The 12,155-nt window shown below is 54.2% G+C and carries 11 protein-coding genes; 4 read left to right on the top strand and 7 right to left on the bottom strand.

What is annotated here, in order from left to right; translation table 11 throughout:
• Window position 1 precedes the first annotated feature (1 nt).
• The 3 genes from efeB to efeU are packed head-to-tail and all read right to left on the bottom strand — an operon-like array spanning window position 2 to window position 3,368.
• On the bottom strand, window positions 2–1,306 hold the full coding sequence (gene efeB / locus EQV93_RS20780) for an iron uptake transporter deferrochelatase/peroxidase subunit (protein WP_240892360.1): 1,305 nt from the start codon (window positions 1,304–1,306) through the stop codon (window positions 2–4).
• On the bottom strand, window positions 1,303–2,517 hold the full coding sequence (gene efeO / locus EQV93_RS20775) for an iron uptake system protein EfeO (RefSeq protein ID WP_240892359.1): 1,215 nt from the start codon (window positions 2,515–2,517) through the stop codon (window positions 1,303–1,305). Before efeO ends, efeB begins: the two co-directional genes overlap by 4 nt.
• A gap of 8 nt (window positions 2,518–2,525) precedes the next feature.
• Window positions 2,526–3,368, bottom strand: coding sequence for an iron uptake transporter permease EfeU (efeU, locus tag EQV93_RS20770; protein ID WP_122784105.1), 843 nt, complete (start codon window positions 3,366–3,368; stop codon window positions 2,526–2,528).
• Window positions 3,369–3,468: 100 nt separating this feature from the next.
• Here efeU and EQV93_RS20765 point away from each other — a divergent pair, with 100 nt between their 5' ends.
• Window positions 3,469–4,206: a hypothetical protein gene (locus tag EQV93_RS20765; RefSeq protein ID WP_240892358.1), complete on the top strand. Its 738-nt coding sequence runs from the start codon at window positions 3,469–3,471 to the stop codon at window positions 4,204–4,206.
• Between the two features lie 125 nt (window positions 4,207–4,331).
• On the opposite strand, the gene EQV93_RS20760 is transcribed toward EQV93_RS20765, so the two are convergent.
• A complete protein-coding gene (locus EQV93_RS20760; protein WP_240892357.1) occupies window positions 4,332–5,330 on the bottom strand; it encodes a DNA-binding protein in 999 nt (332 codons plus the stop codon).
• A gap of 178 nt (window positions 5,331–5,508) precedes the next feature.
• Between EQV93_RS20760 and EQV93_RS20755 the strand changes: the two genes are divergently transcribed.
• The 3 genes from EQV93_RS20755 to ahpF all read left to right on the top strand — a co-directional run bounded on the left by EQV93_RS20755 (window position 5,509) and on the right by ahpF (window position 8,873).
• Window positions 5,509–6,447 carry a site-specific integrase gene (locus EQV93_RS20755; RefSeq protein ID WP_240892356.1) on the top strand — a complete coding sequence of 313 codons (939 nt, stop codon included), beginning with the start codon at window positions 5,509–5,511 and terminating at the stop codon, window positions 6,445–6,447.
• A gap of 172 nt (window positions 6,448–6,619) precedes the next feature.
• The gene (gene ahpC / locus EQV93_RS20750) at window positions 6,620–7,183 is read left to right on the top strand and encodes an alkyl hydroperoxide reductase subunit C (protein ID WP_146426612.1); all 564 of its coding nucleotides are present in this window, start codon (window positions 6,620–6,622) and stop codon (window positions 7,181–7,183) included.
• Between the two features lie 127 nt (window positions 7,184–7,310).
• A complete protein-coding gene (ahpF, locus tag EQV93_RS20745; RefSeq protein ID WP_122784100.1) occupies window positions 7,311–8,873 on the top strand; it encodes an alkyl hydroperoxide reductase subunit F in 1,563 nt (520 codons plus the stop codon).
• 57 nt (window positions 8,874–8,930) lie between these two features.
• On the opposite strand, the gene gloA is transcribed toward ahpF, so the two are convergent.
• The 3 genes from gloA to EQV93_RS20730 all read right to left on the bottom strand — a co-directional run bounded on the left by gloA (window position 8,931) and on the right by EQV93_RS20730 (window position 12,066).
• Entirely contained in the window at window positions 8,931–9,452 is a 522-nt protein-coding gene (gene gloA / locus EQV93_RS20740; protein ID WP_122784099.1) for a lactoylglutathione lyase, read from the bottom strand.
• A 450-nt stretch (window positions 9,453–9,902) separates the two neighbouring features.
• Complete coding sequence (locus EQV93_RS20735) at window positions 9,903–10,262, bottom strand: histone-like nucleoid-structuring protein, MvaT/MvaU family (protein WP_122784111.1); 360 nt, start codon at window positions 10,260–10,262, stop codon at window positions 9,903–9,905.
• Between the two features lie 253 nt (window positions 10,263–10,515).
• Window positions 10,516–12,066, bottom strand: coding sequence for an EAL domain-containing protein (locus EQV93_RS20730; RefSeq protein ID WP_240892355.1), 1,551 nt, complete (start codon window positions 12,064–12,066; stop codon window positions 10,516–10,518).
• Window positions 12,067–12,155 lie beyond the last annotated feature (89 nt).

Below are 12,155 nucleotides of genomic sequence, written 5' to 3'. Positions count from 1 at the left end.
GTTACGCATGTGCAGTGAGTAAGGAGCGGCCGATGAAATCCTGTGCGTCGCGCACGCCCGGCAAGGTGAAGAAATAACCACCGCCTACCGGCTTGAGGTATTCCTCCAGCGGTTCGCCATTAAGGCGGGTTTGCACGGCGATAAAGCCTTTGTCCAGATCACTCTGGTAACAGATGAACAGCAGGCCCATGTCCAGTTGGCCGTTTTTATTGACCCCGTTGGAGTAGTTGAACGGGCGGCGCAGGATCAGGCTGCGGGCGGTTTCAGGTGTGCGCGGGTTAGCCAGGCGAATATGCGCATCCAGCTTGGTGAGCTTGCCGTGAGGATCTTTGCTGTAGTCGGGCACGTCGGTTTCGTGCTGACCGTCCATAGGCGCTCCGCTGGCCTTGTTGCGGCCAAAGATGCTCTGTTGCTCTTGCAGCGGAGTGCGATCCCAGCGTTCGACAAAATTGCGAATGATGCGCACCGCCTGATAGCTGCCATTGACCGCCCACTGCGGCTCGTCACTGCCGGGTTGCACCCAGACAATACTGTTCATCAACGTATTGTTATTGGAATCCGGGTTGGCAGAGCCGTCGCGAAAGCCTAGAAAGTTGCGGGCGCTTTGCGCAGGCTCGCCGGGTTTGCCGGGCGCTTGGGGAGGCACTGTGCCTTCTTGCTTCCAGCGCACCAACAGCAAGTCGGGCAGGGTTTTCACGATGTCGCGCAAGGCATGAATATTGGTGTCGGCGGTATTGGCACAAAATTGCAGGCTCAGGTCGCCGTGGCACTGCGCCGGATCCAAAGCGTCGTTGGGAAAACCATGCATGCGACTCAAGCGTTTGGGTTTAACCGGGCCAAGGCCGAATCGCTCATCGAACAAGGATTCACCCACCGACACGGTCACGGTCAAGTTATCCGGCGTGACCACCGGGCCAAGAATGCCGGAATCCACGGGTGGAAGTTTGGGGTCGACCTGCGGAACGGCGCCGCCTTTCATCAGAAACGCAATGCGCTCGTTGAGGGTGCGAAATAACCGCTCAAGGTCTTGTTTGTCACTGGCCAGCACATCGAATGCGACCAACATGCCCGCCGCCGGGCGGGGCGTAATAATGCCGTTTTGGTGCTGACCATGGAACTGATGATGGTCCTGCGTTTTATCGCTGCTGGGCGCCTGGGTGACCTGGGCGTTTTGGCCACTGCTGGCAGCCATTGCCGGGCAGCTCAAGGCACCACCGGCCAGTGCGGCGCCCGCTACGCCCATGCCGAGGAGAACACGACGGCGTTGCAGGTTGAAATCGTCAGGGTTGTGGTGGGAATCACTCATGTGTGTCTCGTCTGCAATGACAGGCCTGAGAGGCCGAGGGCGGGATCGATTCCATCGAGTGCATCGGCCAGTGCCTTGGCCTTGGTACTTATTGCCTGACGCTGCGCCGCACTTACGGTGTCGTAAGTGCTATAGCCCAGGGGTGTTTTCAGGGTGTTCAGTTGATCTGCGAGCGAAGTGGTGGCGTGATCAATGTTGAGCAAAAGGTCAGCATTGTTTTTTTCCAGTATCGGCCGCAGCAGGTCGACGACCTTGCGGCTGGTTTGCAGGTTGGCGGCAAACCCGTTCAGATCGACATGGCTATAACGCTCTTCTTCACCGCTGTTGGCGCGGGTATCAGCCAGATTGTGCAAGGTGCGGCTGACGATGCCGACCAATTGTTCGGGCGGCAGTGATTGGGCCATCAACTGTTGCTTGAGCTGCACGACATTGGCTTGTAACTGCTGAGCAACTGGGGTCAGGCCTTGAAGGGTGCGTTGATCAAACAGACCGTATTCGAGTCGATGGAACCCTGTAAAACCCGGATCTTGCTCGCGACGTTCAAAATAGTCGGCCCGTGCGTTGATGGAGTTATCCAGTTCGGCCATGCGTTGCGCAGCAGGTGCCAGACGTTGGTAGGCCTCGCGGGCAGGAATGTACAGTGCTTGAGCCTGAGTCAGATCACCGGCAGTGATGGCTTGCGCCAAGGCATTAACCGCTTTGATCAAGGCATTGCTTTCGCTGCTCACGTACACCCGGAACTCTGACAACGGCCCTATAAAAGCCACCATTGATGGGCGCGCCTTGGCACTGGCTTCGGATTCTGCGGTAGGGGTGACGTGCAAAGTGCCGCGTGGATTGCTCAACAGGCCGCAAGTGATCGCGTAATCGCCAGGGGTCAGCGTGGCATTGATCACCTGACTCAGGCCGGGCGCGATATTTTCACGTTCTTCGACCACCAGCACGCCGTCGAGGATTTCCCACTCTACGGCGCGCTGCGAGGCGTTGACGATTCTGAAGCTATTGAAGCCTGCGGGTACGGTTAACGCATTCGGTTCACAACTGTGCGGATGAATGGTGACCGTGACCTCATTGCTGTGAACCTTGCGCTTGGCGGCTGCCAGTTGCGAGGCGTAATAGAACAGCCCGCCCGCTGCGATCATCACGATCACCGAGCCGGCCACCGCCCAGCGCAGGGCGCGAGGAGGTGTACCGCTTGAAGAGGTAGACATGCAGAACCTTATGAGTGGGTCGTTGAAGGAGAAGGTGCAGCCTGTGCCGGGGCAGGCGAACGGAAGAACATCGCCAGAGTGACCGCCAGGTAAATCACATACGCACCGAGCACGCTGACCGTGGGTGCATCCTGATAACCGAACATGCCGGCCAGAACAGAGCCCAACGGGCCATCCATAGGCAGTGTGGCGCTGAGATCAAACACCACCCCTTGCAGGTGATTCCAGAGCCCGGCTTCGTGCAAGGCTTGCACGGAGTTGGCCAAAATGCCGGCAGCGACCACCAGAATAAATAGCCCTGTCCAACGGAAAAACAGGCCCAGGTTCAGGCGCATGCTTCCGGTGTAGATGGCAAACCCGACACCTATAGCCAGAATCAAACCGAGCAGGGCGCCCAGAGGTGCAGCGGGGCCTTCACTCTGCTGGAAAACGGCGAGCAAAAAGAACACGGTTTCCAGGCCTTCACGGGCTACGGCAAAGAACACCATGGCAATCAGTGCGGTGACCTGATGGTTGGATCCGGCGAGCGCATGATCCAGAGAGGTGTGCAGGGAATGCTTGATGGAGCGCGCCACTTTGCGCATCCAGAACACCATCGAGCTAAGAATGCCGACAGCGACCAGACCCACGATGCCCTCGAACAGCTCTTGCTGCTTCTGTGGAAACTCAGCGCTCATCAACTCCAGGCCGCCCCCTACCAGCAACGACAAGGCGGCGGCCAGAAACACCCCAATCCATACGGCAGGCATCCATTGACCGCGCCCTGTTTGCTTCAGGTAGCTGGCAATGATGCCAACGATAAGCGCGGCCTCAATGCCTTCGCGCAGCATGATCAGAAAGGGAACCAGCATGAGAGCGCACCGCGTTACGAATTAGTTAGGAAGCTAATTTGTAACATACTGATACGTATTGCTGAACAGGAATCACTTGCATTAGCTGAACGTTGGCTGAATGAAAAGAAATGTAGCTGTTCAAGGGGGCTGCCTGTACCACCTGTTACTTCTGACAGTAGACGGATCGATGGGGGCCGATCGACTGTCCGCTAAAGTGGGTATGTTGATGGCCATATTTTTTACCGTCGGGGTGCTTTTACTGTGCACGCCCAATGTGATGCTTTTTTTGCATGAAGATCGAATGGATGCCAGGAATTTGATGGGCTTTTCAAGCTTGTTGATTCTGGTGTTCTATCTGGCTCATGACGCTTTAAACAGAATCAAACCCGGAGCGGGAAGGTGTTTGATTGTTCCGTGCCTTTATATGTTTTCACTGTCCTATCTGTATGGGCAGGTGTTAAACGCAAAAAAAGAGTATGAAGCGAGTCTCTCAACTAATATCGCTTATGACCTGACCAGTCGTATTGAACTCAGGGATGTTGAGGGCTTTAATTTTTCGGCGCCCGGCGCTGAAAGTGATGCCTATTGGGTTCCGGCTTCTGAGGGAGCCCTGGCGCTGATGCCTGTTCTCAGATACGTGTTGAGTGACGACAACACAATACTGTTTCCAGATCACTTAAAGCACTTGGGGATCAGCAAGGTTTACTGGGTGCGGGCCTCAATAGATCAATTGATGGCGCTAAACAAAGGCAAGCTGATCGTGGACAATAAGCAATACAGGATCTATCGGGTGGGCAATGAAGGTCTGATACAGATAAAAAGCCATAGGGAATCAGCAGCCCCTGAACCTGATTGATGCGGGGCACTCCGGCTATTATCAGGGTCTGTACGAAATGTTTTAAACGCAGCATCACCGATGCGTCGATACATTTCGTACAGTGCCTAGCGCAGTTCCCCGCACGCCAGAGCGCCGATAGATATCTAGTCTTCTTTGGGCTCTTCTGGCAGTTCTTTCAACGCTTTAAGCGCTTCCAGCGCGGCCTCGGCTTTAAATGCCCGCTCACTCAAGGCAGTGCTTATTTCCTGGTGCTTGCTGTGAGCCTGCTGCATCCCTTCGCTTTCCTGTAGCGAGACGCGCAGGCGCTCTTGCAGGAGTGTGCGTTCGCTTTCAAGCTGGTTCAGTTGCTTGCTGAGCTGCTCATTCAGGTTGCCCAGCTTGTGCAGTTGGTCGTTGGCCTGATTCAGTTCTTTGTTTATGGCGCGGCTTTCACTGTGCACTCGCTCGTTGTCGCGATGCAGCTGGGTGATCTCGTCTTGACGCACCAGTGCGCTTTGCTGCGCCTGGCGCAGTTCCATTTGTATCTGCTGAACCTGCCCTTCATGGCGGCTTTGGTCCTGCTCGCGTTGCTCTTTGACGGCGCTGCGATAGTGCTCAAGTGCATCTCGGGCATGCAGGTGTTTGTCTTCGAGCGAGCGAATCTGCTCGTCACGGTCTTGCAAGCGCAGTTCAAAGTCTGTGCAAGCCTGATTGAGCGCGGCGTTGCGGGTTTGCTCGGTTTGCAGCATGGAGAGGGTGGAGGCCAGGTTCGCGGTCTCTTGGGCCAGCGCTGCACGCTGAACGTCGAGCTGTTGCTCCTGCTGTGCTTGGATCTGTTGAGCTTCGTCCAGTTGTGCCTGGAGCTCTGCCTTGAGCTGTTCGTAGTGCAACTGCGCCCGATCAATCGGCTCTTGTGCCTGTTCTTGCAGGCGTCGGGCAAGGCGGGCGACCAATTCGGTCAGCTCATCCCCAATCTGCTCCTGAGGTGCACCCCGGCGTGCGTCCACTTCATCCAGCTCTTTCAGGTAGCGGTGGATGGTGGTTTTTGACCCGGTATTTCCCATTTCGATACGTACCGCATCAATGCTCGGGTGTTCACCTCGGGCCAGGATCGCCGTGCGTGCAATTTGCACCACCGCCTTGTTCACGCCGCCACGAGCCATGGCTTTCTCCTACGATTATGTACTGTGGTATGTATCATGTAATTACATACTATTATGATACGGTAATTTTGTCATTATTTAAGATTGTTGAGGCGGGATATACTGGTATTATCCCGTGCTAGAGCCTTAAACGTGCTTTTAAGGCCCGTTTTCAGTACAGAAACCAAGAGAACTGCCCATGAGCGAGTTGGATCGCTACTTAAACGCCGCGACCCGCGATAACACCCGCCGTAGCTATCGGGCAGCCATTGAGCATTTCGAAGTGACGTGGGGTGGGTTTTTGCCCGCCACCAGTGGCAGCGTGGCGCGGTATCTGGTGGCGCACGCCGGTCAGTTGTCGATTAACACCCTCAAGCTGCGCCTGTCGGCCCTCGCTCAATGGCATAACAGTCAGGGGTTTGCCGACCCCACCAAGGCACCCGTGGTGCGCAAGGTGTTCAAGGGCATTCGGGCTTTGCACCCGGCGCAAGAGAAACAGGCTCAGCCATTGCAGTTGCAGCACTTGGAGCAGGTGATCGACTGGCTTGAAGGCGAAGCGCAAACCGCGCAAGCCAACGCCGACCAGCCGGGGTTGTTGCGCGCACGACGCGACGCTGCGTTGATCTTGCTCGGCTTTTGGCGAGGGTTTCGTAGCGATGAGTTATGCCGCTTGCAGATAGAACATGTGCAAGCGGTGCCGGGGGCGGGCATTACCTTGTATTTGCCACGCAGCAAAAGCGATCGCGACAACCTCGGTAAAACCTTCCAGACTCCAGCCCTCCAGCGTCTATGCCCGGTGCGCGCGTATATCGAGTGGATTAATACGGCGGCCCTGGTGCGGGGACCGGTTTTTCGCGGGATCGATCGCTGGGGCAATCTGGGGGAGGAGGGGTTACACGCCAATAGCGTGATCCCACTGCTGCGCCAGGCGCTGGAGCGTGCTGGCATCGCGGCTGAGCATTACACCAGTCACTCGCTGCGTCGTGGTTTTGCAACATGGGCGCATCAAAGTGGTTGGGACTTGAAGTCGCTTATGAATTACGTCGGCTGGAAAGACATCAAGTCAGCCATGCGCTATGTTGAAGCGTCTCCCTTTACCGGGATGAGTATTACCGCGCAAAAACACATTGGGAGCTGACCGACGTCAGGTTGAAAACCGTCAAGGTAAGCCATATTTAGTTTTCGGCTATTTATAGGTACCCCTGATAGCTAAAACCAATCGTCAGCATCAGCTTTACCAATGAGCCAGATACACTTTGAGTTGTTAGGATTCACCCCATCAACTTTTCAACCCTGACGGAGAGTCAACGATGCCTATCATCAACAGCCAAGTAAAACCGTTCAAAGCTACCGCTTACAAAAACGGCAACTTCGTAGAAGTGTCGGACGCTGACCTGAAAGGCAAGTGGTCGGTCGTTTTCTTTTACCCAGCCGACTTCACCTTCGTTTGCCCAACTGAGCTGGAAGACCTGGCTGACAACTACGAAGAGTTTAAAAAGCTCGGCGTTGAAATTTTCAGCGTGTCGACTGACACCCACTTTGCTCACGCTGCCTGGCACAACACTTCGCCAGCCATCGGCAAAATCCAGTACACCATGATCGGCGATCCAACGCTGACCATCTCCCGCAACTTCGACGTGCTGATCGAAGAAGCAGGCCTGGCTGACCGCGGTACGTTCGTGATCAATCCAGAAGGCCAGATCAAAATCGTTGAGCTGAACGATGGCGGTGTTGGTCGTGACGCTTCCGAGCTGCTGCGCAAAATCAAAGCTGCTCAATACGTCGCTGCTCACCCAGGCGAAGTTTGCCCAGCTAAATGGAAAGAAGGCGAGTCCACTCTCGCTCCATCGCTGGACCTGGTCGGCAAGATCTAAGTCCGTGATGAACCCTAGGGCGGTGATCCGCACCTGAGTTGTAAGCTGCATCGCCCTCAAAACGCCCGGGCGACATTCGCTCGGGCGTTTTTTTTACACAGAATTCAGTATTAAGGAGATCGCCCGTATGTTGGACGCCAATCTAAAAGCACAGTTGAAGTCATACCTGGAGCGGGTCACCCAACCGATCGAGATCGTTGCTTCTCTCGACGACGGTGCGAAATCCCGTGAAATGCATGACCTGTTAAAAGAAATCGCCAGTCTTTCCAGCCTTATTACCTTGCTGGACAACGGCAACGATGCGCGTAAGCCTTCGTTCTCGCTGAACCGCCCAGGCGGCGATATCAGCCTGCGTTTTGCAGGCATCCCAATGGGCCACGAATTTACTTCGTTGGTGCTGGCCTTGCTGCAAGTCGGCGGCCACCCATCGAAAGCCAGTCCTGAAGTGATTGAGCAAATCCGCTCTCTGAAGGGCGAGTTTAATTTCGAGACTTACTTCTCGCTGTCCTGTCAGAACTGCCCGGACGTTGTACAGGCGCTGAACTTGATGGCGGTGCTGAACCCGAACATTCGCCACGTGGCGATTGACGGTGCACTGTTCCAGGATGAAGTGAACGACCGTCAAGTGATGGCCGTGCCTAGCGTGTATTTGAACGGGGTTAACTTCGGCCAGGGTCGTATGGGGCTGGAAGAGATCCTTGCCAAGCTGGACACCAGCGCCATTGAGCGTCAAGCCGAAAAAATCAACGCCAAAGAAGCCTTTGATGTGTTGGTGATCGGCGGTGGCCCTGCCGGCGCAGCAGCGGCTATCTATGCGGCGCGTAAAGGTATTCGCACCGGTGTTGCAGCGGAACGCTTTGGCGGTCAGGTTCTCGATACCATGGCCATCGAGAATTTTATCTCCGTCCAGGAAACAGAAGGCCCGAAACTGGCCACTGCACTGGAAGAGCACGTCAAGCAATACGACGTCGACATCATGAACCTGCAACGTGCCGACCAGTTGTTGCCGGGTAAAGCGGGCGAGTTACACGAAGTCAAATTCGCCAGCGGTGCATCGCTTAAAGCCAAAACCGTGATTCTGGCGACGGGTGCTCGCTGGCGTGAAATGAATGTGCCGGGTGAGCAGCAATACCGTAGCCGCGGCGTGGCGTACTGCCCGCACTGTGACGGCCCGCTGTTTAAAGGCAAACGTGTTGCTGTGATCGGTGGTGGTAACTCGGGTGTTGAAGCGGCCATTGACTTGGCGGGTATCGTTGCCCACGTAACGTTGCTTGAGTTTGATACTAAATTGCGCGCTGATGCCGTGTTGCAGCGTAAGTTGAACAGCTTGCCGAACGTGACCGTCATCACCAATGCCCAAACCACCGAAGTTACAGGTGATGGTCAGAAGGTTAATGGTCTGCGCTACAAAGACCGTGCAACGGAAGTCGTGCACAACGTCGAGCTGGAAGGCATCTTTGTACAGATTGGTTTGCTGCCTAATACCGATTGGCTCAAAGGCACCATCGAGCTTACGCCACGCGGCGAGATCGTTGTCGACGCTCGCGGTGAAACGTCCATCCCCGGCATTTTTGCTGCCGGTGACGTGACCACTGTTCCGTACAAGCAGATCGTGATTGCAATTGGCGAGGGTGCTAAAGCTTCCCTGAGCGCGTTTGACCATCTGATCCGTACGTCTGCGCCGGACTGACAGGTCTGAAATGAAAAAAACCCATGAGCGATCATGGGTTTTTTTTGCGTCCGATTTTTACATCGGTTGCGGCTGGATAATCTCGACCCAGTAGCCGTCCGGGTCTTTAAGGAAGGCCAGCGACTTCATGCGGCCATCGCTCAGGCGCTTTTGGAAATCAACGCCCAACGCTTCGAAACGCTCGCAGGCAGTCACGATATCCGGCACCGAAATGCAGATATGACCAAAGCCGCGCGGATCGGTGTTGCCGTTATGGTAAACAACACTGGCGTCGGTTTCCGAGCCGTGGTTGTGCGTCAGCTCCAGAATGCCAGGAATGGATTTCATCCAGACAGTGCGTGCAGCGTCATCGGCTGGTATTTGAGCCTTGTCGACCAGCGCGAGGAAGTACAGGCTGAACTCAGCCTCTGGGAAGTCGCGTTTTTCAACCAGCGAAAAGCCGAGAACACGGGTGTAGAAATCCAGGGATTTCTCGATGTTCTTGACACGCAGCATGGTGTGGTTGAATACGAAATTTTCTGTTGCGCTGTCGGGAGCGGCCGTTACGCCGGGAATGTTGTTCAGTTCTTGCAGGCTCATGAACCCTCCGAAAGTAATGCGTGTTGAGTCGGTCGCTACGATGAGCGTGAGGCAGGAATGATACGGAATGTGACGGCCTGCGCCAAACCCGATTTCGGTCAAGGGGCGCATCTGCATGGGGCAGTTGAGTGCGGGAGGCGGGTTTTAACGAATTTCAGGCAAAGAGAAGCCCGCCGAAGCGGGCATGGGGCGCTAGTCCTTTAGCAGCCTCTATGGTGTGACTGATAGCGTGAAAAATTTGTGAAAAATATCGTCGTTTTTCCAAGTTTGCGCCTAATGGAACCTGAGAAACGATGAGCAGAAGTTTCTAACTCAATCAGTTCTAAAAAGCGTCCATACCTTAAAAAACGAGTATAAAAAACACCGCTTGAAAGCAGTGTTGAGGGAGAGGGCAGTGCTGACCTGCCAAAGCCAATCTCAGTGCTCCGGCAGGTCTATTACTGGCGTCTATTAACGGCGCAGCCAGGAGTCTACTGTTTCTGCGCCGTATTGTTCTTTCCAGGCTTTAAGGCCGCGGTGATTACCGCCTTTAGTTTCGATAAGTTCGCCGGTGTGCGGGTTTTGATAAACCTTCAGTACCCGAGCTTTACGCTGTTTGGGCGCTGCCGAAACTTTTGCCGTCGACGGATTGGGGTCCAGAATTGCAATAATGTCCCGAAGGTTTTTGCCGTACGACTTCATCAGGTCCTGAAGTTTTTGCTCAAACTCGATTTCCTTCTTGAGTCCAGCATCGTTTTTGAGTGCTTCCAATTGAGCCAGCTGCTCTTGAAGCGCTTTTTCTGCAGCACGGAATTCAGCAAGTCTAGACAAAGTCATTACTCCACTCACAGGCCCGGTCAATGATGACCTGAGCAATTGTTGGTTGAGAGATACGAAACTGTCAGGGACGGTACCTAAACATAAAGCACTGTCGTCGCGAAGTTTCGTTAGTGCACATTGATCACCTTTAAATATCTGAAAAAAATTGTAGATCTTAATGAGGAAACTGCCAAGTCGCGCAGGCCTACAATTTTAAAAAAAACTTAAACACACCGCTCGGTGTAAGCTCACCCCCGCATTTTAGTTAACCTGGGTTAACTCGGTGAGCCAACATGGCCTCAATAAAACCGGGGGCATCGAGTGGCCGAGAGAATAAATACCCTTGTAGAAAATCAACGCCCCTGGCAGACAGGTACTCACTTTGCTCGGGGGTTTCTATGCCTTCTGCAACAATACCCAAGTCCAGTTTTGCGCACAGGTCAATAATAGTGTCGAGAATATGCCCAGACAGTGCGTCTGCGCCAATCATGGCCACGAAGCTTTGGTCAATTTTAAGGTAGTCAACGTTGAGTTCGCGTAGATAATTCAAACTGGAGTGGCCGGTTCCAAAGTCATCCAGAGCAATCATTACGCCCAGAGTGTGCAGGGCGTCAAACAATGCGTGGGTTGTTTGCGATGGAATCACTAACTCACGCTCGGTAAGTTCCAATACAAGAATGACGCTTTCAGGGGGGAAGGCGTTTAGAAAACGACGGCAATCCTCTATCAGTTCCAGGTTATGGCAGTGGAGTGCGGTGATGTTGAACCCTATATGAAAGCGGGGGGCCATGCTGCTGACATGAGGGGCAAGCAATTCTGCTGTCTGGCGCATCAATGAACGGGTCATGGGTACAATTAACCCGGAATGTTCTGCCAAAGGGATAAATAAGTCAGGGCGCACCAGTCCTTCCGTGGGGTGCTGCCAACGCATCAATACTTCGGCGCCGGCCCATTGTTTGTTATCACCTTTTACAACCGGCTGGAAGTAAGGCACAAACTCCTCAGCCTCAAGGCCGCGCTGCAATTCACGCGACGGTGAAGTTGCTCGTTTTTTCAAGCGCAGGACAGTCGCTGCTGAAATACCGCCCAAAAATATAAGTAACCCCAGAAGAATCGGGCTTTGCTCAATCATGTGACGCATAACGGTGCCGCTGCCAAAACCCGCGACCACACGATAGGGATATTGTGTTGATGCGACCTCAACCTGACTGACCGGAAAATCGTCCCGTGGAAGGCTGTGCACTTCGCCATACCGATCAATCCAGTTATTGCCAACCTCAATCAATAGTTGAGTTTTCGGATTAATCAGCCCCAGTGCGTTAACTAAATGAAAGCCATACAGGCTGACCAGGACTGAGGCGTGCCCCTTGTGCTTACGGTAAACCATCAGGGGTTCATCAGGCGTAACAGGATTGCCGCTCATCAACCACAGCACACCGTCGGCATAGCGAGTGGGATCAACGCTTTCTTTAAAGCTTCCGAACAAAGAGGTGCAATAAATCTGGTTGTCCCACACCAGATTGACCGAGCGCACAAAAGGCCGGCGTGTGACTTGATCGCGGAGCGCCAACTCAACCTGCGGACAGTCCTGACCCGCCAGCGGTAATACCACGTCGGCGGCAAGGGCGGCATTGTCCAGCATCAAGTCAAACTGGCGCATCGCCTCTTCACCGGTTTGCCTGGCTTCGAGTGTTAGTGTGCGATGGGTCTGCCACACCATGATGACGATGCCTAAAACGATGGGTAATAAGCCGCTCAGCACAACCAAAGCGTAGCGCTCAGTCCAGTTGCGGTGCAGATTGGGCTTAAATGGCATTCAGGATCCTGTCTATAAAGGAAGTGAGCCCTAGGCTAGCATTGCTGATGACGTCTTCACATGATGTAAGACAAACGTGATTACGCCCT

The organism is Pseudomonas sp. TMW22091, from assembly GCF_022496705.1.
Lineage (GTDB): Bacteria > Pseudomonadota > Gammaproteobacteria > Pseudomonadales > Pseudomonadaceae > Aquipseudomonas > Aquipseudomonas saxonica.
This window is presented reverse-complemented; position numbering and strand designations above follow the sequence as displayed.

Bases quoted from the DNA above. Each gene is read 5' to 3' on its own strand.
- efeB (WP_240892360.1), bottom strand. From the start codon at position 1,306: ATGAGTGATTCCCACCACAACCCTGACGATTTCAACCTGCAACGCCGT.
- efeO (WP_240892359.1), bottom strand. From the start codon at position 2,517: ATGTCTACCTCTTCAAGCGGTACACCTCCTCGCGCCCTGCGCTGGGCG.
- efeU (WP_122784105.1), bottom strand. From the start codon at position 3,368: ATGCTGGTTCCCTTTCTGATCATGCTGCGCGAAGGCATTGAGGCCGCG.
- EQV93_RS20765 (WP_240892358.1), top strand. From the start codon at position 3,469: ATGAAAAGAAATGTAGCTGTTCAAGGGGGCTGCCTGTACCACCTGTTA.
- EQV93_RS20760 (WP_240892357.1), bottom strand. From the start codon at position 5,330: ATGGCTCGTGGCGGCGTGAACAAGGCGGTGGTGCAAATTGCACGCACG.
- EQV93_RS20755 (WP_240892356.1), top strand. From the start codon at position 5,509: ATGAGCGAGTTGGATCGCTACTTAAACGCCGCGACCCGCGATAACACC.
- ahpC (WP_146426612.1), top strand. From the start codon at position 6,620: ATGCCTATCATCAACAGCCAAGTAAAACCGTTCAAAGCTACCGCTTAC.
- ahpF (WP_122784100.1), top strand. From the start codon at position 7,311: ATGTTGGACGCCAATCTAAAAGCACAGTTGAAGTCATACCTGGAGCGG.
- gloA (WP_122784099.1), bottom strand. From the start codon at position 9,452: ATGAGCCTGCAAGAACTGAACAACATTCCCGGCGTAACGGCCGCTCCC.
- EQV93_RS20730 (WP_240892355.1), bottom strand. From the start codon at position 12,066: ATGCCATTTAAGCCCAATCTGCACCGCAACTGGACTGAGCGCTACGCT.